18 protein-coding genes are annotated in these 20,230 nt (G+C 63.6%); 6 read left to right on the top strand and 12 right to left on the bottom strand.

From position 1 onward, the window contains the following. Nucleotides 1-210: 210 nt before the first annotated feature. The 6 genes from AC1D0I_RS27180 to hisS form a co-directional block, all read right to left on the bottom strand. Complete coding sequence (locus tag AC1D0I_RS27180; RefSeq protein ID WP_477398990.1) at nucleotides 211-729, bottom strand: methyltransferase domain-containing protein; 519 nt, start codon at nucleotides 727-729, stop codon at nucleotides 211-213. Nucleotides 730-794: 65 nt separating this feature from the next. Further along, complete coding sequence (locus AC1D0I_RS27185; protein ID WP_477398992.1) at nucleotides 795-1,898, bottom strand: calcium:cation antiporter; 1,104 nt, start codon at nucleotides 1,896-1,898, stop codon at nucleotides 795-797. Between the two features lie 171 nt (nucleotides 1,899-2,069). After that, on the bottom strand, nucleotides 2,070-3,842 hold the full coding sequence (locus AC1D0I_RS27190) for an AMP-binding protein (protein WP_477398994.1): 1,773 nt from the start codon (nucleotides 3,840-3,842) through the stop codon (nucleotides 2,070-2,072). A gap of 81 nt (nucleotides 3,843-3,923) precedes the next feature. Beyond that, nucleotides 3,924-4,622 carry an ATP phosphoribosyltransferase gene (gene hisG / locus AC1D0I_RS27195; RefSeq protein ID WP_477398996.1) on the bottom strand — a complete coding sequence of 233 codons (699 nt, stop codon included), beginning with the start codon at nucleotides 4,620-4,622 and terminating at the stop codon, nucleotides 3,924-3,926. Continuing rightward, nucleotides 4,619-5,740 carry an ATP phosphoribosyltransferase regulatory subunit gene (locus AC1D0I_RS27200; protein WP_477398998.1) on the bottom strand — a complete coding sequence of 374 codons (1,122 nt, stop codon included), beginning with the start codon at nucleotides 5,738-5,740 and terminating at the stop codon, nucleotides 4,619-4,621. Before AC1D0I_RS27200 ends, hisG begins: the two co-directional genes overlap by 4 nt. A gap of 178 nt (nucleotides 5,741-5,918) precedes the next feature. Beyond that, complete coding sequence (gene hisS / locus AC1D0I_RS27205) at nucleotides 5,919-7,424, bottom strand: histidine--tRNA ligase (RefSeq protein ID WP_477399000.1); 1,506 nt, start codon at nucleotides 7,422-7,424, stop codon at nucleotides 5,919-5,921. Nucleotides 7,425-7,674: 250 nt separating this feature from the next. Here hisS and AC1D0I_RS27210 point away from each other — a divergent pair, with 250 nt between their 5' ends. Continuing rightward, nucleotides 7,675-7,929 carry a hypothetical protein gene (locus AC1D0I_RS27210; protein WP_477399001.1) on the top strand — a complete coding sequence of 85 codons (255 nt, stop codon included), beginning with the start codon at nucleotides 7,675-7,677 and terminating at the stop codon, nucleotides 7,927-7,929. Nucleotides 7,930-8,072: 143 nt separating this feature from the next. Here the strand turns inward: AC1D0I_RS27210 and AC1D0I_RS27215 are convergent, their stop codons facing one another. Continuing rightward, nucleotides 8,073-8,711: a DNA-3-methyladenine glycosylase I gene (locus tag AC1D0I_RS27215; protein ID WP_184871953.1), complete on the bottom strand. Its 639-nt coding sequence runs from the start codon at nucleotides 8,709-8,711 to the stop codon at nucleotides 8,073-8,075. 212 nt (nucleotides 8,712-8,923) lie between these two features. On the opposite strand from AC1D0I_RS27215, the gene AC1D0I_RS27220 reads away from it, so the two are divergent. Together AC1D0I_RS27220 and AC1D0I_RS27225 are read left to right on the top strand one after the other, a co-directional pair. Continuing rightward, a complete protein-coding gene (locus AC1D0I_RS27220; protein ID WP_477399003.1) occupies nucleotides 8,924-9,667 on the top strand; it encodes a L,D-transpeptidase in 744 nt (247 codons plus the stop codon). Nucleotides 9,668-9,935: 268 nt separating this feature from the next. Next, complete coding sequence (locus AC1D0I_RS27225) at nucleotides 9,936-10,856, top strand: bifunctional 5,10-methylenetetrahydrofolate dehydrogenase/5,10-methenyltetrahydrofolate cyclohydrolase (protein WP_477399005.1); 921 nt, start codon at nucleotides 9,936-9,938, stop codon at nucleotides 10,854-10,856. A 22-nt stretch (nucleotides 10,857-10,878) separates the two neighbouring features. Here AC1D0I_RS27225 and glcF read toward each other — a convergent pair whose 3' ends face one another. The 5 genes from glcF to AC1D0I_RS27250 all read right to left on the bottom strand — a co-directional run bounded on the left by glcF (nucleotide 10,879) and on the right by AC1D0I_RS27250 (nucleotide 17,211). Continuing rightward, a complete protein-coding gene (glcF, locus tag AC1D0I_RS27230) occupies nucleotides 10,879-12,204 on the bottom strand; it encodes a glycolate oxidase subunit GlcF (RefSeq protein WP_477399007.1) in 1,326 nt (441 codons plus the stop codon). A gap of 12 nt (nucleotides 12,205-12,216) precedes the next feature. Further along, a complete protein-coding gene (locus tag AC1D0I_RS27235; protein ID WP_477399009.1) occupies nucleotides 12,217-13,422 on the bottom strand; it encodes an FAD-binding protein in 1,206 nt (401 codons plus the stop codon). Then, nucleotides 13,419-14,003 (bottom strand): ASCH domain-containing protein, encoded by a 585-nt coding sequence (locus AC1D0I_RS27240; protein ID WP_477399011.1) that lies wholly within the window; start codon nucleotides 14,001-14,003, stop codon nucleotides 13,419-13,421. The genes AC1D0I_RS27235 and AC1D0I_RS27240 overlap by 4 nt, the downstream gene beginning before the upstream one ends. A gap of 250 nt (nucleotides 14,004-14,253) precedes the next feature. Then, entirely contained in the window at nucleotides 14,254-15,750 is a 1,497-nt protein-coding gene (locus AC1D0I_RS27245) for an FAD-linked oxidase C-terminal domain-containing protein (protein ID WP_477399013.1), read from the bottom strand. Between the two features lie 138 nt (nucleotides 15,751-15,888). Further along, nucleotides 15,889-17,211: a DUF3422 family protein gene (locus AC1D0I_RS27250; protein ID WP_457151377.1), complete on the bottom strand. Its 1,323-nt coding sequence runs from the start codon at nucleotides 17,209-17,211 to the stop codon at nucleotides 15,889-15,891. 208 nt (nucleotides 17,212-17,419) lie between these two features. On the opposite strand from AC1D0I_RS27250, the gene AC1D0I_RS27255 reads away from it, so the two are divergent. From AC1D0I_RS27255 to AC1D0I_RS27265, 3 genes are read left to right on the top strand one after another with little or no spacing between them, the layout of a single operon-like run. After that, a complete protein-coding gene (locus tag AC1D0I_RS27255; RefSeq protein WP_457151378.1) occupies nucleotides 17,420-18,199 on the top strand; it encodes an FCD domain-containing protein in 780 nt (259 codons plus the stop codon). A 43-nt stretch (nucleotides 18,200-18,242) separates the two neighbouring features. Continuing rightward, entirely contained in the window at nucleotides 18,243-19,379 is a 1,137-nt protein-coding gene (locus AC1D0I_RS27260; protein WP_477303267.1) for an alpha-hydroxy acid oxidase, read from the top strand. 35 nt (nucleotides 19,380-19,414) lie between these two features. Then, entirely contained in the window at nucleotides 19,415-20,206 is a 792-nt protein-coding gene (locus AC1D0I_RS27265) for a metallophosphoesterase (protein WP_477303265.1), read from the top strand. Nucleotides 20,207-20,230: the final 24 nt, after the last annotated feature.

A 20,230-nucleotide genomic window follows, 5' to 3' on the forward strand; every position in this document is an offset into this window, starting at 1 on the left:
ACCCTGCCGCGTCCCAACGACAAGGCCATACCTCACTCGCCTGTTTTCGCACGCTTGGTCGAGCGCGCTGGGAAACCGGCCTATAGCTTTCTAAAGAAGCCGGACAGAATATTCGGACCTGCTTCGCCGGGCCGCAGTCTGATTCCGTCCTCGAAGCAGTTCAGTGTCACGCACTGGAAGCCGTTGTGTGCGAGGAGTGCCACCAACGAGTCACGGTCGAAGTGGTGCAGGTGCTCGTTGGGGAGACGCATGCGCCACGTCTGGAACCACGCGTCGCCGTCGGCCCCGAGCTCGCGCCAACGGCAATAAGGGACGGCGACGGCCAGATAGCGGGCCTTGAAGGCGGGCGAGGAAACCCAGATCCGGGATGTGCTCCAGCACGTCGAACATGGCGACAAGATCCCACGAACTTGCCAGCGCCTCATCCCAATCGACAAAGCGGACGCCCTTGGGCAGCGGAAACCTGGCGATGTCGCAGCCGGCGCAGTCGGCGACTCCGGTTATTTTCGCGGCCTCGACGAATGTGCCCGTGCCATATCCAATCTCCAGCACGGACCGGGGAATCTCGCCGGTGATTCCAAGCACCCAGCCAAGTCGCTGATATCCGAGCTTGATGGTCCGGTCACTCAGGTCCTCGTAATAGGAAATGTATTGCTTGTCGTATTTGATCGGGGTGAAGTCGATCTGGTGGATCACGCCAAACTCGTCCACCTCGTAATTGTCCAACATCAGCGCGCGGCCTCCGATTCCGAATTCCTAAATCACAGCCAACCGCGGATCTGGGCACAAACCGGTCATGGTATAAATATAAGAAATATATACGTAAAAAATACCACGATATGGACCATGCCAGTCAGGAACGTTGTTCTTTCGGTACTAAAACTTACATTGCATATGAAGAGTGCTAGAACTAGAAGTACTGCGTCAGTCGATGGAAGCCCAAGAGTTAAGCCTCTCCCCGTCAGCAGGCTGGCGGCTGCGACCGCCGGTATTGTCAAGCCAATTGTAGCGCATGCGGAACCCATCGCAACATTCAAGCCGCGTTGCAGCTCATTGTGAAGTGAAGCGCGAACCGCCGAAATGGCCTCCGGCATCAAAACCAACCCGGCGATCAATGCTCCCACAATGCTGTCGGACTGGGTCACCTGGTAGGCAACGAGCGTATCTTCAACACCTGCGGCGACTTGCTCGGCGAGCATGACAATTCCAATCAGCCCGATCAACAGGAGCAAAGTACCGACAGCGACGCTTTCGTGAGGGGCGGTCCGCATCGAAACGTCGTGTTCTTGTCCTTGGACGAAGTCGTCTCTGTGCCGGACAGTCTGAGCGAACACAAAACTTGCATAGAGCAGCACTGAAAGCACGGCTACGAAGCCCAGTTGAGCAGCTGAAAATGTGCCAGGGCCCGTAGTTTGTGTGTAGGTTGGCAGAATAAGCGTCATGACGGTCAGCGCGGCCAGAACCGCCAAATATGCGCTGGTTCCTTGTCGAACAATTGCCTGCTTGCGATGACGCCAGCCGCCAAGCGCGAGACACATGCCGACAACGCCGGTAGATGTAATCATCATCGTTGAAAAGACTGACTCACGTGCAAGCGTGGGGTTGTTCTCTCCATGCAGCATCATGGAAACGATGATCGACACTTCGATTGCCGTCACGGCAAAAGTCAGCACCAACGTGCCGTAGGGTTCTCCCACACGCCGAGCCACCGCCTCGGCGTGGTCGAGCACCACGAAAATGGTGGTGAACATAATCGCACTCGAAAGCCCTCCGACAAGGATCCTGACGCCCAGTGAACCTTCATCCACCGACAGCCCGCTTGCCCTGACTGCGACAGCCATCATCAAGGAGGCCAAGGGCATCGCATAAGAGATCACCGATCGTCCGAAACCACGCATTCAGGCCCCTATGCGTTTGCAAAACTTGCGGAAAACCCATGGGGAGCACCTTCGCCAATATCCGGCAGGGCCCCCGTTCGACCCCTCACAAACAACGTCACCAAACGATGCCGCAGGATCCGCGATCCTTGGCTGCATTCAGTGCACCGACAAATCGAAGCGCTGCTCCCCTTACGCCGTTTTCTGCGTCACCAGCCCCAGTTCCTTGACCATCGCCTCGCGCATCAAAAACTTCTGCGGTTTGCCGGTCACCGTCATCGGCAATTCAGTGCGGAAGCGAATGTGGCGCGGGATCTTGTAATGGGCGATCTGGCCGGCGCAGAAGGTCTTGATCTCCTGTTCAGTGGCGATCTGGCCTGGCTTGAGCACGATCCAGGCGCACAGCTCCTCGCCATATTTTGGGTCTGGAATGCCGAACACCTGCACTTCCCTGACCTTGGGATGGCGGTAGAGGAATTCCTCGACCTCACGCGGATAGACGTTCTCGCCACCGCGGATGACCATGTCCTTGACCCGGCCGACAATGTTGCAATAGCCCTCGGCATCGATGGTGGCGAGATCGCCGGTGTGCATCCAGCCATCGGTGTCGATCGCCTCGCGGGTCTTCTCGATGTCGTCCCAATAGCCCTTCATCACCGAATAGCCGCGCGTGCATAGCTCGCCCGGCGCGCCGACGGCGACGGTGGCGCCGTCGGCATCGACCGCCTTGACCTCGACATGGGGGTGGATGCGACCGACCGTCGAGACGCGCTTTTCCAGCGGGTCGTCGACACCGCTCTGGAACGACACCGGACTGGTCTCGGTCATGCCGTAGGCGATCGTCACTTCTGACATATGCATCAGCGACACCACTTTCTTCATCACCTCGATCGGGCATGGCGAACCGGCCATGATGCCGGTGCGCAGGCTGGAGAGATCGAAGGACTGGAAGTCCGGATGATCGAGGAGTGCTACGAACATGGTCGGCACGCCATAGAGTCCGGTGCAGCGCTCATTCGCCACCGCTTTCAGCGTGGCGCCGGCATCGAACCCCTCGCCCGGGAAAACCATGGTCGCGCCCTTCGACACGCAGCCCATCGTGCCCATCGACATGCCGAAGCAGTGATAGAGCGGCACCGGGATGCACAGCCGGTCATCGACGGTCAGCTTAATCGCCGACGTGACGAAATTGCCGTTGTTGACGATGTTGTTGTGGGTCAGCGTCGCGCCCTTGGGTGCCCCTGTCGTGCCCGACGTGAACTGGATGTTGATGGCGTCGCCGGGCTTCAGCCCCTCCGAAATGCGGTCGAGGCTGTCATGCTCGTCGCGCCCGGCCATGGCCAGCACATCAGCGAAATTGAACATGCCGGGTGAGTTGTCCTCACCCATGCGGATGACGATCTTCAGCGCCGGCAGCTGCTTTGCCTTGAGCTTGCCGGGGGTGGCGGTCGCGAGCTCCGGCGCCAGCGTCTCGATCATGCCGAGATAGTCGGAGGTCTTGAACTTGACCGCGGTCACAAGCGCCTTGCAGCCGACCTTGTTCAAGGCATAGTCGAGCTCGGTCAGCCGGTAGGCCGGGTTGATGTTGACCAGGATCAAGCCGATGCGCGCGGTGGCGAATTGCGTCACTAGCCATTCCCATCGGTTGGGCGACCAGATGCCGACGCGATCGCCCTTTTCAAGGCCCAGCGCCAGGAAGCCGGCGGCCAGCGCATCGACCGTGTCCGACAGTTCGCTCCAGGTGAAGCGCTTGTCCTGGTCGACGAAGACCGCGGCATCGAGCGTGGCGTATTTGCTGGCGGTGTCGGAAAACAGAGCGGGAATAGTCTTGTTGAGCAGCGGCGTCGAGCGCTCGCCGGAAACATGCGCCTTGCCGTCGACGGGTGCCACGAAGACATCGCCATTGCGCGATCCACGCCCGCGCAAATTGGTGGCATTCTTCAGCTCGTCGAGATTGATCGGCATCGCTGTCTCCTCCCAGGACAGGTCGAGCCTATCAGCCCGCCGGGATGGTGGAAATCCCGTCGATGGTACTGGAGGGCATCCTCAGCTGACGATGGCCGCCATCTTCGCGGCCACATCGCGCAGCAGCGCCTCATCCGCCGCCGCGCGCGTCTTTTTTGACGCCACCAGACAGGCCTGCGAGCGCAAAACCAGGCCGTCGCCGAGCACCTTGAGATGATTGGCGCGAAGCGTGGAGCCGGTGGTGGTGATGTCGACGATGACATCGGCCAGGCCCGCCGCCGGCGCCCCTTCGGTCGCACCGAGGCTCTCGACGATGCGATAGACCTGGATGCCGTGTTTTAGCGAGAAGAACTGCTGCGTCAGCCGCCAGTATTTGGTGGCGATCCTGAGCCGCCGGCCATGGCGCTGACGAAAATCGGCGGCGACATCGTCAAGATCGGCCATGGTGTCGACGTCGAGCCAGATGTCGGGCACGGCGACCACGACATCGGCATTGCCGAAGCCGAGACGGGCGACGATTTCGGCGCGGGTTTCCCAGTCGGCAAGGTTCTCGCGCACCAGGTCTTCACCGGTGATGCCGAGATCGACCGCGCCCTGGCCGATCTCGCCAGCAATCTCGGAAGCCGACAGGAAAGCCACTTCAATGCTTTCCGCGCCTTCGATGCGGGCGCGATAAGAGCGCTCGTCGCCAGGCAGGCTGACGGTGAGCCCGGCCTTGGCCAGTACCTCCAGCGCCTGCTCCTTGAGCCGGCCTTTCGACGGGATCGCCAGGGTGATCATGGCGCCGTCTCCCGCAATGCGTCGATGCGATCGAGCCAGACGGAAAAGCCGACGCCGGGGATCGGCGTCTTGGCGCCAAGCAGGGTCAGCAGCCGGTCATAACGGCCGCCACCGACCAGCGGCCGTTCGCCATCTTGCACGGCGATTTCGAAGACCAGGCCGGTGTAATAGTCGAGCGGTCGGCCGAAGGCGGCGTCGTAGCGGATTCTTCCCGTCGGCAAGCCATGCGCTTCGATCGCCTTGGCGCGGGCGGCGAAATTCTCCAGCGCCGCACCCAGCAAGAGCCCGGCACCGGCGGCGAAGGTCGCCAACGCCTGGGCCGCGCCATCGAGCGGCACGTCGATCGCCAGAAAACTCTTTAGTGCCGCGAAGGCCTCGTTGGATAGCCGTACGCTGCGCAACTCAGCTTTCTCGATCAGTCGACGCGCTATATCGGCTGGCGAGCGCCCAGCGGAGGCCGACAGGCCGGCCTCTTCCATGCCACTGGCGATGTGCGCGGACAGACCTTCGAGATCGCCGTCGAGGACAAGGGAAGCGACCGGACCGGAGAGTTGGCCGTTGCGTGGCGGGTTGGCGAGATCGGCGAGTGCTGCCTGCAGCATCGGCGCCGAGCCGAAGGCGCGGGCAAGACGCATGCGCCAGCCGCGCGGCAGCCCAAGGGCGGCCAGCACGGCCTCGAAAATGGTCTGGTCGCCGAGCGTGATCGCCAGCGCCTGGCGGGGCAGCACCAGGGCAAGCAGCGCATGTGCGTCGGCCAGCGAACGGGCATCGGCTTCGGCGGTGTCACGATCGCCCAAATCCTCGATGCCGGCCTGGAAGAACTCGTTGCCGCCTTCGCGGCGCTGGCGGAACACCTCGCCCAAATAGGAATAGCGGCGCGGCGTGCCCGCCTGCGATCTTATGTGGTCGAGACAGACCGGAATGGTGAATTCCGGCCGCAGGCACAGCGCCTGGCCGGTTTCGCTTTCGGTGAGGAAAATACGCCGGCGCAAGTCTTCACCGGCCATGTCGAGGAACGGATCGGCCGGCTGCAGCACGGCAACCTCGACCGCATGTGTGTTGCGCTTGGCGAAGAGATTGATGATGTCGGCTGATATGGCAGGGTAGCGGGAGGTCATTGATCGGATGGGCGCGAGGCACCCCCCTCTGGCCTGCCGGCCATCTCCCCCTCAAGGGGGGAGATTGGCAGTTGCAAGCCCCGCGCCTTTTTTCCAACGTTGAAGATTGGCGAAAGCGCACGCGACATCCAATCTCCCCCCTTGAGGGGGAGATGGCCGGCAGGCCAGAGGGGGGTGTTCAAGCGCCACCTTTGGCGCGATCGGCGGCCTGTGCCGCCAAGATCTTCTTCACCTCGGCAACCAGGTCGCTTTCCGCCACCGTCACCTGCGCCGGACGGGCAGCGCGCCATTCGGCGTTGTCCGTGATTTCAGCCGACATGCGAGCGCCCTCGATCAGATCCTTGATCTGCAGCTCGCCCTTGGCGCGCTCGTCGCCGCCCTGGATGATTGCGACCGGACAGCCGCGACGGTCGGCATATTTGAGCTGCGCCTTCATGCCGGCGCCACCGAGATACATTTCGGAACGGATGCCGGCAGCCCGCAGCGCCGCCACCATCTTCTGGTAGCGGCCGAGGCTGTCGGTGTCCTTGTCCATGACCAGCACGACGACCGGCGCGATCACATCAGCGCTGTCGAGCTTGCCGAGGTTCTTCAGCGCGGTCATCAGCCGGGAGACGCCAATGGAGAAACCGGTCGCCGGTACCGGCTCGCCGCGAAAGCGCGAGACGAGGCCATCGTAGCGGCCGCCGCCACCGACCGAGCCGAAGCGGACGATCTGGCCGTCCTCATTGGGGATCTCGGCCAGCAGTTCTGCCTCGAAGACTGGGCCGGTGTAGTATTCTAGGCCACGCACGACGGAACGGTCCATGGCGATGCGGTCTTCGGCGTATCCCGCTGCCCGGACCAGGGCTTCGATCGTCGAGAGCTCGCCAACGCCTTCCTGGTAGACCGCATTCGTGCTGACGCTGGAATCCTGGCCGGCCTGTGCATTCCTCGCTGTCGCGCGAAGAACTGCCTCGACTTGTCCGTCATTCAACCCGGCGCCCTTGGCGAAGTCGCCCTCGCCTTCCTTGCCGCCATCCCAACGCCCCGGCCCAAGCAGAAGTCTCACGCCTTCCGGCCCTAGCTTGTCCAGCTTGTCGATCGCCCGCAGCACCGTCAGCCGGCGGCCGACATTGTCGACGCCGCCAAGGCCGATCGCCTCCAGCACGCCGTCCAGCACCTTGCGGTTGTTGACGCGGATGACATAGTCACCGCGCTTGATGCCGAGCGCTTCCATCACGTCGGCCATCATCATGGCCATCTCGGCGTCGGCGGCCACGCCCGGCGTGCCAATCGTGTCGGCGTCGAACTGCATGAACTGGCGGAAGCGGCCGGGGCCTGGCTTCTCGTTGCGGAACACCCAGCCGGAGCGATAGCTGCGGTAGGGTTTTGGCAGCCGCTCGTAGTTCTCGGCGACGAAGCGCGCCGTCGGCGCGGTCAGGTCATAGCGCAGCGACAGCCACTGATCGTCATCGTCCTGAAAGGAGAACACGCCTTCGTTCGGCCGGTCCTGGTCGGGCAGGAACTTTCCCAGCGCATCGGTGTATTCGATCAGCGGCGGGTCGGCCGGTTCGAAACCATAGAGCTCATAGACCGAGCGGATCGTCGCCATCATCTTCTCGACGGCGCGGATGTCTTCGGCGCTGCGGTCGGCAAAACCGCGCGGCAGCCGCGCTTTCGTCTTTTCCGATTTGTCGGCCATGGAATGGGTACTCGGTTTTTCGTGGCGCTGTGCGATAGGAAATTTCCTATTTCCGCAGCGCGCGTGTCCTAACCGATGCAGCTTTGTGCGGCAAGGGTTTGCCGCCTTGCCTCTCCCTGCCGGGAGAAGGCAGAGCCGAACCGCCCTCGAAACAAAAACGCACCAAAATGAAACAATCCCGCCATGGGTGCGGCATTGTGCCGACACAATCGCAGCCGATAAGTCGCGCCGACACGAAGGGGTTCGGGCCATGACCAGCACAGCGAGATTCCATGCCATCGACGGCAGAGCAGGCGACTTGCCCGCGCGCCTGCGTCCAGCCGACATCCACGCCCAGAAAATCGTCAGCCAGGCCGCCGGTCCGTTCGAGATACCGGCCGACACCGGCAAGGGACCATCCATGCGCGACGCATTGATGACCGGCCTGCTGGTGATCTACCCGACCGTGGCCACGGTGGTGGCGATTGTCGCCGGGCTTTTCCTGGCCAGCGCCAACGGCACCTGAGATTTGGGCGGAATCAGTACCGGTGGCTGCAACGATAGCAGCCACAAGGGGGTGCACGTCGGCGGACCAGCACGAATTGACAAACCTCGCGCCGCCCCTCATCCGCCTACCGGCACCTTCTCCCCGTGAACGGGGAGAAGGGATTACTTCGGTCGCTTGAAAGCCTTTCGCTCTTTCTCGACTTGCTTGCGGCAGACACAGCCCTCGAGATGGTCGTTGACCAGGCCCATGGCCTGCATGAAGGCGTAGACCGTGGTCGGGCCGACAAAGCTCCAGCCGCGCTTCTTCAGTTCCTTCGATATCCGAACCGAGACGGCCGTGGTCGGGTTGGCGCGCAGATGGGCGAGGTCGACGATTTCGGGACGCTCGTCCTTGCCGGGTTCGAACTTCCAGAACCAGGCCGCCAGCGAGCCGAATTCATCGGCCATTTCGCGGGCGCGCTTGGCGTTGTTGATGGTCGAGACGATCTTGCCGCGATGACGGATGATGCCGGCATTGCCAAGCAGGCGCTCGACATCCTTGTCGGTGAAGGCGGCGACCTTGTCGAATTCGAAATTGGCGAAGGCCTCGCGAAAATTCTCCCGCTTGCGCAGGATGGTGAGCCACGACAGGCCCGACTGGAAACCCTCGAGGCAGATCTTTTCGAACAGCCTGCGGTCGTCCGCCACCGGCCGGCCCCATTCATGATCGTGGTAATGCAGATAGTCGGGCAGATTGCCGTGCCAGAAGCAACGCGCGACACCGTCGGGGCCGGCGAGCAGGCCGGTGTTTTCTTTTTCCATAGCCAAAAATCCGTCCGTTAACGCGCCTTTGCGCTGCATTTACTGCGGCTTTACCAGATTCCTGAACCCAGCGGTAACCACACCAAAAGGTTTACTGACAACAGCGCATTTTACGCATTCCGATTCATGTTTCGGTTGCTGCTCGCGCGCCAATGATCGCCAAACCGGGGGGCGTTCCACCCGGTTGTATCAGACGATCAAGGTGCGTTCCGATGAAGACAGTTCTGTTTCCCGTGCTCGGCGCCGTGGCTGTGTTTGCCTCGGGCGTCACGCCTTCAACCGCCGGCGATCGCTACGCCGACAGGCCGCCGGTTATGGTGAGCCCCGACCTTTCCGCCCCCTGGGTGCTGCAGCTTGGCCATGCGCCCGGCATCGTTCGCCAGAACCGCCAGGTCGTGCAGCAGCCGCGCCTGCGCTACGCTCAACCGGGGCAGCCTGACCGGGTGCAGACGGCGGCCGTGCAGCCGCCTTCCAAGCGCATGGTCATGCGTCCGCAGATCAACCCGATCTACCTGCCACAGGAAGTCGCCTATGACGGCCCGCAGAAACCGGGTACGATCGTCATCGATACGACTCAGAATTTCCTCTTTCTGGTCGAGAAGAACGGCAAGGCACGGCGCTACGGCGTCGGCACCGGCAAACCCGGCTTCGAATGGTCGGGCACGCACAAGATCACCAACAAGCGCGAGTGGCCGGACTGGCGCCCACCGGCGCAGATGATCAAGCGCGAAGCCGCCAAGGGCCGCTACCTGCCGACCTATCTGGCCGGCGGCATGGAGAACCCGCTCGGCGCACGCGCGCTCTATATCGGCACGACCGAGTATCGCATCCACGGCACCAACCAGCCATGGACAATCGGCGGCGCGGTGTCGTCAGGTTGCATCCGCATGCGCAACGAGGACGTCGTCGACCTCTATGAACGGGTCAATGTCGGAACCACGGTCGAGGTGATATAGTTCCGGCGACGAATCAGGTGGCCGGCAAAGCACCTCGCTTTTGGCGGCCAGTCTGAAGATACGGGGGACGGGCCGTATGGGGATGCGGCCAGTCAGGAAGGGCAGCACGGGAAACCGCGCTGCCCTTTCCGTTTCGACCGGAGCCTGAGGGTCAGCGAGACGCTCCCTGGTCGGCACGTCGCGCAAAAAGCATGACGGTTCGCTTTCGCGCTGCCCTTGGCGATGTTCTTTTGCTATGTCGGCGGCAACCAAGCAAAAGAGTTCACCCATGTCCCTGTCCGACGACAGCCGCTATCTCAAGGGCGGCCCGGTTGCCCAGCGCGTCATTGCCGCCGTGCGCGAGGATGCAGCGATCGCCAAAGCCGAGGGTTTTCCGCCCAAGCTGATCTCGATCACCGTCGGCGACACCGCGGCGGTGGATGTCTACGTGCGCAACCAGCGCGCCAAGGCGCAGCTGGCCGGCATCGATTTCGAGGAACGGCGCTTTCCCGCCACCATCACATCAGGCGAACTGGAAGCGGCCATCCACGGCCTGAACGCCGACCCTCGCGTCACCGGCATCATCATCCAGCGGCCGGTACCGGCACATATCCCGGTCCGGACGCTGCAGGCGGCGGTGCATCCGCTCAAGGATGTCGAGGGTATGCATCCGGCTTCGATCGGCAATATCGTCTACAACCAGCTCGACCTCGCGCCCTGCACCGCGGCCGCGTCGGTCGAGCTGCTGAAGGAGACCGGTCTCGACCTCAAAGGGCTCGAAGTGGTCATCGTCGGCCATTCCGAAATTGTCGGCAAGCCGATCGCCTTCCTGCTGATGAGCGAAGGCGCTACGGTGACGGTCTGCCATCACATGACACGATCGGTTGCCGCGCATGCGCGTCGCGCCGATGCGCTGTTCGTCGCCGTCGGCAAGCCGCGACTGATCAAGGCCGACATGGTCAAGCCGGGCGCTGCCGTCATCGACATCGGCATCAATTCCGAGATCGGCCCTGACGGTTCCAGCCGTATCGTCGGCGACGTCGACACCGAAAGCGTGCGCGAGGTCGCCTCCTGGATCACGCCGGTGCCGGGCGGCGTCGGCCCGATCACGGTGGCGATCCTGCTGCGCAACACGATGGTGGCGCTCAGCCGGCAGCGCGCGCTCTATGAAGCGACATACGGCACGGCCGACAGGCTGGCGGCCGAGTAAGCACCGAGACGGGCCACGAGGCCTACTCGGCGGCGATCGGGCTGTCTTCCGCAACGCCTTCCGGCTTCGGCCCGCCATAGGCCCAGTCGAGCAGCTTTATCGTGTGCACCACCGGCATCTTCGCCGCGGACGCGATCTGCGCGATGCAACCGATGTTGCCGGTGGCGACGATCGAGGCCCCCGTGGCCTCGATGTTTTTCACCTTGCGGTCGCGCAGCTTGGCCGAAATCTCGGATTGCAGGATGTTGTAGGTGCCGGCCGAACCGCAGCACAGATGGCCCTCGCGCGGTTCGCGCACGATGAATCCGGCCTTGGTCAGCAATTCCTTCGGCTGGCGGGTGATCTTCTGGCCGTGTTGCATCGAACAGGCCGAATGATAGGCAACGACCGTGCCCGGCCTGCGCACCGGCTCGGGCAGCTCGATGCCTGAGAGATACTCGGTGATGTCCTTGGCCAGCGCCGACACCCGCGCCGCCTTGTCGGCATAGGCCGGATCAAGACGGAGCATGAAGCCATAATCCTTGATCGTCGTGCCGCAGCCGGATGCGGTGATGACGATGGCATCGAGCCCGCTTTGTTCGATGGCGCGCGTCCAGGCGTCGACATTTTGCCTCGCCGAAGCGAGTGCAGCCTGTTCCCGTCCCATATGATGGACCAGCGCGCCGCAGCAGCCCTCGCCCGGCGGCACCACGACCTCGACGCCGAGCCGCGTCAGCAGCGAGATCGTCGTCTCGTTGATGGCGGGATCAAGCACCGATTGCGCGCAGCCGGTGAGGATGGCGACGCGGCCTTTTTTGGCCCCTTGCCCGGCGTGGATACCCGGTGAGGCCATCGGTGACGTTTTGGGGATCGATGCCGGCGCGAGCTTGAGCATCGCGCCAAGCGGCTTCAGCGCTTGGACCTTCCCGAACAGGCCAATGAACGGCTTGCCCAGCCTCGCCAGCCTGAGTGCTGCGCGAAAGCGTGCGGGATAGGGCAGCACGAAGGCAAGCATGGCGCGGGTCAGGCGGTCGAGCAGCGGCCGCTTGTAGGTCTCCTGGATGTGAGCACGGGCATGGTCGACCAGATGCATGTAGTTGACGCCCGAGGGACAAGTGGTCATGCAGGCAAGGCAGGACAGGCAGCGGTCGATATGGGTGACGATCTCCTTGTCGGCGGGACGGCCGTTCTCCAGCATGTCCTTGATCAGGTAGATGCGCCCGCGCGGCGAATCGAGCTCGTTGCCGAGCGTGACATAGGTCGGGCAGGTGGCGGTGCAGAAGCCACAATGCACGCATTTGCGCAGGATCTTCTCCGATTCCGCGACATGCGGATCGGCAAGCTGGGCAAGCGAAAAATTGGTCTGCATCGCGATCTAGTCCTAGGCCATGCGGCCGGGATTGAGGATGTTTCTTGGGTCGAATTCTTGCTTCAGCCGCGCGCTAAGTGCGGCCAGCGTCGGCGCCTGCGGCTCGAAAACCGGCAGGGCGGCGCGATGGGAAGGGGCGGCGCGCACCAGCGTCGCATGGCCGCCGCCATGTTTTCTCAACAGCCCACGCAGCAAAGCGGCTTCCGGGTCGCCCTCTTCCATGCGCAACCACACCAGCCCGCCCTGCCAATCATAGAACGCGCTGACAGCGGCCTGCATGCGCAGCGTCAGAACCATCTGGTGGCCCTCTCCCGGCGTCATCGACACACGCCAGACCGGCTTCTCGGTGCCGTCGGCGAAGGGCCTGCAATCGCGCACATCTCGCCAGATCACCCGTGAAGCCTCGCCGGAAATCTCCTCCAGCGGTCCAGCCTTGCCGAGCAGCGTTTTCAGAGCGGCGATGCGATAGGCGACGGAAGGGCCAAAACCTTCGACGCGCAGCAACGTCGCGGCCTCGCTGCCAAGCGTGCCGCCGGCGACGCGCGCGGCGATGCGCTCCGGCAGATGGGCAGCGCTCGACACTTCGGCGCTTGAGCCGAGCGCCAGCGCCATGGCGGCGGCGGCGGCATCGTCGAGCAGGCCGCGGACAGCGAGCGTGACCTCGGTCTCGGCGGCGGGCAGCACCTTGAAGGTGACATCCGTGAACGCGGCCAGCGTGCCCCAGCTGTTGGCCATCAGTTTTGACAGATCGTAGCCGGTGACGTTCTTGACCACGCGGCCGCCGGATTTGAACGCCTCGCCACGGCCGGAAACGGCATTGATGCCCAGGATATGATCGCGCGCCGCGCCCGCCTTCAGCCGGCGCGGGCCGGAAAGGTTCGCCGCAAGCACACCGCCGATGGTGCCTTTGCCAGGCTCGCCACCAAGCAGCGGGCCGTAGTCCATCGGCTCGAAGGCAAGCTGCTGGGCGTTTTCCGCCAGCAGTGTTTCGATGTCGGCCAGCGGCGTGCCGGCCTTGGCCGACAGCACTAGTTCGGCCGGTTCATAGAGCGTAACGCCTGTGAGCTTGGACAGGTCGAGTGTGTGTTCGCACTGTTGCGGACGACCGATGCCGCGCTTGGAGCCATGGCCAAGGATTTCGAGCGGCGATTCCTCCGCCGCCGCCCAGGCGACGGTGGACAGGACTTCGTCCGATGTGGTCGGGGTAAAAGACGTCAAAGCCTGTGCTCCCGAAGCTTTTCGAGCACGGCTTCGCCCCTTGGCGACAGCCGGTAACCGATCTCGAGGCTCTCGGTGAGGCCGAGTTCCTTGAGCTTGCGGACATCCTGCTTGAATTTCAGCGTTTCGACGCCGGCCATCGCAGCCAGCTCAGCCGCCCGCACTTCCGGGTGGGCGCCGATCGTCCGCAGGATCGACGGGAAGTAACCCGGTGCCGTCTTGTCCCAGCGCGCAAATCGTGCGGTCAGGGCGTGCCAATCCGCATCGGAAAGCGAGGCCTCGCCACGCAAGGCAACGCGTTCGTCGGGTTCGATACCGTTGAGTTCGATGCGGTAGACCGGGGTGCCGTCATGGGAGCCCAGCATCTCCTGAAGAGCTCCAAGTGCCGGAAAGCCGGCCGCGGTTGCGTCCTTTTCCGTCAGTGCGGACATGTCCACGATCGCAATATCGCCTATCAGAACGACGCCCGACGCCGTCCTCACCCGCCCGCCGGCCTTGACCGTCGGCCGCTTCCAGCGGCGGAACGCGAGCGTCACTTCCTTGCGCGCGATCTTGTCCAGCGAGGATTGTTTGAACAGCAATTCAGACCTCACTCGGGTATTGGGCGAAGCCTGCGCCAAACAGAGGTGTGGAGATGCCGCGATCCTTCCCACCCCCCTTTGTCCTGCCGGACATCTCCCCCGCAAGGGGGGAGATCAGATCGTCACCACGGCTTTCGCAAATTCCTTTGGTTGAAGGATAAGCACCAGCATTGCGGCCAGCCAATCTCCCCCCTTGCGGGGGAGATGTCCGGCAGGACAGAGGGGGGTGTTCAAGCGCCGACATTTCCCCTCAAAACCTCGGAATGTCGGGAAACGCCACCTGCCCCCGGTGCACATGCATGCGCCCGAGTTCGGCGCAGCGGCGTAGCTGCGGGAAGACCTTTCCCGGGTTGAGCAGGTGGTTGGGGTCGAAGGCACATTTGACCCGCATCTGCTGGTCGAGGTCGATCTGGTTGAACATCTCCGGCATCAGGTCGCGCTTCTCGACGCCCACGCCGTGTTCGCCGGTGAGCACGCCGCCGACCTTGACGCAGAGCCGCAATATGTCGGCACCGAAGCTTTCGGCCTTGTCGAGTTCGCCCGGCACATTGGCGTCGTAAAGGATCAGCGGATGCAGATTGCCGTCGCCGGCGTGAAAGACATTGGCGACGCCGAGACCGTATGTCTCCGACAGCTCGCGCATGCCGGCCAGAACGCGTGGCAGTTCCTTACGCGGGATGGTGCCATCCATGCAGTAATAGTCGGGCGAGATGCGGCCAACCGCCGGAAAGGCCGCTTTGCGGCCGGCCCAGAAGCTCAACCGCTCCTGCTCCGACTGCGAGATGCGGCAGGTGGTCGAACCGTTCTTGTAGGCGATAGCTTCGACAAGGCCGATCAGGTGATCGACCTCGACGCTCGGCCCGTCGAGCTCGACGATCAGCAGCGCCTCGACATCCAGGGGATAGCCGGCATGGACGAAATCTTCCGCGGCATGGATCGCCGGCCGGTCCATCATTTCCATGCCGCCCGGAATGATGCCGGCGCCGATGATGTCGGCGACGCACTGGCCACCCTGCTCACTGGTCGGAAAGCCGATCAGCAGGGCGCGCGCGGTCTCCGGCTTTTTCAGGATGCRCACGGTGACCTCGGTGACGACGCCGAGCAGACCTTCCGAACCGGTCATGACACCGAGCAGGTCGTAACCTTCCGCGTCGAGGTGACTGCCGCCGAGCCGCACCACCTCGCCATTCATCAGCACCATCTCGATGCCGAGCACATTGTTGGCGGTGAGGCCGTATTTCAGGCAGTGCACGCCGCCGGAATTTTCTGCCACATTGCCGCCGATCGAGCAGGCGATCTGGGAGGATGGATCGGGGGCGTAGTAGAAGCCCTCCTGCTCGACGGCGGTGGTGATGCCGAGATTGGTGACGCCCGGCTGGGCGACGACGACGCGGTTGGGGAAATCGATCGCCAGGATGCGGTTGAAGCGGCTCATGACCAGCAGCACTGCGTCCTCGAGCGGCAATGCGCCGCCAGACAGCGAGGTGCCGGAGCCGCGCGGCACGACGCGGATGTTGCGGTCGTTGCAGTATTTCAGCACGCGGGAAACCTGCGCCACCGTCTGTGGCAGCACGACGACCAGCGGCAGCTGCCGATAGGCTGTCAGGCCATCGCTCTCGAAGGCCCGCATGGAATTGGCGGTGTCGACGACGCCCTCGCCCGGGACGATGATGCGCATGTCGGCGACGATCTCGTCGCGCCGGCGCATCGTGGCGTCGTCTGGTTTCGGCATGGCCAGGCCGGACATCAGCAGCCTCGTTTTGCTTGACTGGTCAAAATCTTTTACCAGTGAAGCGCGGCGGTTGCAAATCCCGCTTTGGCGGAAAGTCCAAAGTCACCGCCGGACAGGCTTCCGCAGCGGCAATCTGCCGCTGCGGGTACAGCCCTATTCGCCCGCCGGCTTGCCGGGTTCGGAATGCATCCGGCGCACGCGGCGCACGCCCCACCACACCAGCAGAATGGCGACGGGTACCGAGGCGGCGGTGACGACCTCCGGCGCGAAGGCATGGCCGAAGATCGAGGCGCCCTTGGCGACATAGCCGACGAGGCCGACCACATAATAGGAGACGGCGGCGACAGAGAGGCCTTCGACGGTCTGCTGCAGGCGCAGTTGCAGGCGGGCGCGATTGTTCATCGACGCCAGCAGGTCGCGGTTCTGCTTCTCGACCTCGACATCGACCCAGGTGCGCAGCAGCGTCGTGGCGCGGGTCAGCTTGCGCGACAGATTGGCCTGGCGCTCCTCGACCGAACGGCAGGTGCGCATGGCCGGTGCGACGCGGCGCTGCAGGAACCCACCCCAGGTGTCGTAGCCGGGCACGGCTTCTTCCTCGAGCGCCTCCAACCGCTCGACGACGATGCCGTCATAGGCGCGGCTGGCGCCGAAACGGTAGAGGCTCGACGCGGCGTCCGCTTCCAACTCGGCGGCAAGCTCGGTCAGGTCGGCCAGCAGCGTCTGGCTGTCGCGGGTTTCGGCGACCTTCATTTCCAGCGTGGTCTGCGCCAGCCTGTCCTCGATGCGGCGGGCGCGGCCGGACAGGGTCAGCGCCAATGGCAGGCCGAGCATGGCCAGCGTTCGGTAGGTTTCGATGTCGATCAGCCGTTGCGACAGCGCCCCGGTTCGCGCCGGCGTCAGGCCGCGGTCGAGCACCAACATGCGGGTCATGCCGTCGCCATCCTGGCGGAAATCGGTGACGATGGCGGCGTTGCCGCGTTCGACCAGCGAATAGCACAGGCTGGTCGGGTCGAAGCCGGCGATCAGCCGCTCACTCGCTTGCGTCCACTTGCGGATTTCGAGCCTGATCCCCGAGATGACGGTTCCCGGCGGGGAAAACCCGTTGCCGAATGGCGAGTCCTCCAGCGCCCTGCCGCTTTCGGAGAGCGGGCCTTCCCACAGATAGGTCGAGAATTCCGTGTGCCGCTCCCAGCGCAGCGAGCCCTTGCCCCACTTCATGGCGTGGTGGCGGGCCTGGCGGTCGGGCGCGGCAATGCCCAGACGCCGCGACAGTTCGGACAGCACCGCATGGTCGACACCGGATCCGCCCTCGGTCATGAAGGCGAGTTGCACCAGGACACGCGGCTTGTCGATCAGCGGATGCGGCCGGGCATGGACCTCGCCAAGCGCACCGGGCCGGCCCTCATGCGCGGGAAAACCCATGACGCTGCCCTTGGCGCGCGGCTGGAACTCGAGATTGGACGGGTCGTCTGACACGGCTTGTCCCCCGGGGTTCTCTAGACCCTCTTACATTGCGTCCCTCTAGGGCCAATGGCCAGATGACGCAAACAGCAAAGTTTAGCCGAAGACGATATGGCGTCAGGCGTCAAAATCGACCCGCTTCGACCAATTGGATAAATAATTTGACCAGTTGGCGACGCAGGCTTTATCCTGCACGACAGCGGTTCACCTTCCAGGCATTCTGTTGAGCGACATTTTTTCCAGGATCGAGCATTCGCGCACCGCCGACGAGGTGGTGCAGCAGATCGAGAGCCTCATCCTGGAAGGCGTGCTGCGCACCGGCGACCGGTTGCCTGGCGAGCGCGAGCTCGCACGCCAGTTCGACGTGTCGCGGCCGATCCTGCGCGATGCTCTCAAGGCGCTCGAAGGGCGCGGCCTTTTGACGACCAAGGCCGGCGGCGGCACGCATGTCGCCGACATCATCGGCCAGCTGTTCACCAAGCCGGTGGCCGACCTGATCTCGATGCATCGCAAGGCGGTGGCCGACTACCTGGAATACCGCCGCGAGATCGAGGGCGTCGCGGCCGAGTATGCGGCGCGACGCGCCACGCCGGAGGATCTGGCGCTGCTCGACCGCATCATGGCGCGCATGGACGAAGCGCACCGGACCGGCGATTTCGACGACGAAGCCGAAATCGATGTCGAGTTCCACCACGCGATCTGCGAGTGCGCGCACAACATCCTGCTCTTGCACACGCTGCGCTCCTGCTACCGGCTGCTGTCGGAAGGCGTGTTCCAGAACCGGCTGCTGGTGTTCACCGTGCCCGGCGCGCGCGACGCGCTGCTTGCCCAGCACCGGGCTATCCATGCCGCGGTGAAGGCCGGTGACCCTGCGGCCGCGCGGCAAGCGGCGATGGACCACATGATCTATGTGGAGCGGTCGATGGCCGAGGCCGAGCGCAGCGGCGACTGGCAACGCGTCTCGCGGCTCAGGCTCAGGCAACGTTCTGAAGGGGCCAGATGAAACCACACGCAGACGCTTCCAGGACTGATAAGCGGGGACCCTCATGAGCCAACTCCTCACCATCGCCGATCTCAAGGACCTCGCGCGCCGGCGCGTACCAAAAATGTTCTTCGAATACGCCGATTCCGGCGCCTGGACAGAAAGCACCTACCGGGCCAACGAGGAGGATTTCGCCAAGATCAAATTCCGCCAGCGCGTGCTGGTCGACATGAGCAACCGCTCGCTGGAATCGACCATGATCGGCGAAAAGGTGACAATGCCGGTGGCGCTGGCGCCGACCGGCCTGACCGGCATGCAGCATGCCGATGGCGAGATGCTGGCGGCGCAGGCGGCCGAGGAGTTCGGCGTGCCATTTACCCTGTCGACGATGAGCATCTGCTCGATCGAGGACGTCGCCTCGGTGACCAGCAAGCCATTCTGGTTCCAGCTCTATGTGCTGCGCGACAAGGATTTCGTGCTCGACCTGATCGACCGGGCAAAGGCGGCGAAGTGCTCGGCGCTGGTGCTCACGCTCGACCTGCAGATCCTCGGACAACGCCACAAGGATGTCCGCAACGGACTTTCGGCGCCGCCCAGGATGACGCTGGCCAACATCGCCGACATCGCCATTCGCCCGCGCTGGTGGATGGGCATGGCCGGCACCAAGCGCCGCACCTTCCGCAATATTGTCGGCCACGCCAAGGGCGTCGGCGACGTCGCCTCGTTGTCCTCCTGGACGACGGAGCAGTTCGATCCGCATCTGTCATGGAAGGATGTCGCCTGGATCAAGGAACGCTGGGGCGGCAAGCTGATCCTCAAGGGCATTCTCGACAAGGAAGATGCGCTGATGGCGGCCAAGACCGGCGCCGACGCCATCATCGTCTCCAACCATGGTGGGCGGCAACTCGATGGCGCGTCGTCTTCGATCATGGCGCTGGAGGAGATTGCCGACGCGGTCGGCGACACGATCGAAGTGCACATGGATGGCGGCATCCGCTCCGGCCAAGACGTGCTGAAGGCGCTCTGCCTCGGCGCCAAGGGCACCTATATCGGCCGGCCATTTCTTTACGGCCTGGGTGCACTCGGCAAGGAAGGAGTTACCAAGGCATTGGAAATCATCCGCAAGGAGATGGACATCACGCTGGCTCTGTGCGGAAAGCGTCTGGTCACCGACATGGGCAAGGACCAGCTCCGGCGCTAAGTCCGTGACAGCCTGACCACGGAGACGGCGCAGAGTTGGCAGAACCCGGCATCCATTTTCTCGACGCGCATGGGCCGGAAGGTGTGCGTCTTTATGCGATCGGCGACGTGCATGGCCGGCTCGACCTGCTGGCCGCCATGCATCAGCGGATCGAGGATGAGATCGAGCGGGATGCGGCTGCCGACTGGCGCGTCATCCATCTTGGCGACTATGTCGACCGTGGACCGGACTCCAAAGGCGTCATCGACTTCCTGATCGAGGCGCGAGAGCGCGACCCGCGCCATGTGATGCTGGCCGGCAACCACGACGTCGGCTTTCTCGACTTTCTCAAGAAGCCCGACCCGGAAGGGCTTTTCATCCGTTTCGGCGGCATCCAGACGGCGCTGTCCTACGGCGTGGCGATCAGTGAAGGCACCAGCATGTGGTTCGGCAAAGCCGAGGCCGCCGTGCGCAAAGGACATGAATCCCTGGTCGAGGCGGTGCCGCAAACCCATATCGATTTCTTGCGATCGCTGCGGCTTTCGCTGACGCTCGGGGATTTCTTCTTCTGCCATGCGGGCATCAGGCCGGGCATCGCGCTGGCAAGGCAAAACCCGCAGGACCTGATGTGGATCCGCGACATCTTCCACAATTATCAGGGCCTGTTCCCGAAGATCGTGGTGCACGGGCACACGCCGGTGCCGGAGGCGGAAGTGATGGCCAACCGGGTCAATGTCGACACGCTTGCCTGGCAATCAGGCATGCTCAGCGCGCTCGTCGTCGACGGCCCGGACAAACGTATCCTGACGATCACGATCAAGGAGGCTGGGACGACGAAGGGAGCTTGAGCGCGGCGCGTCCAGGGACGCGAA

Source organism: Mesorhizobium sp. P2_D1 (assembly GCF_056404455.1).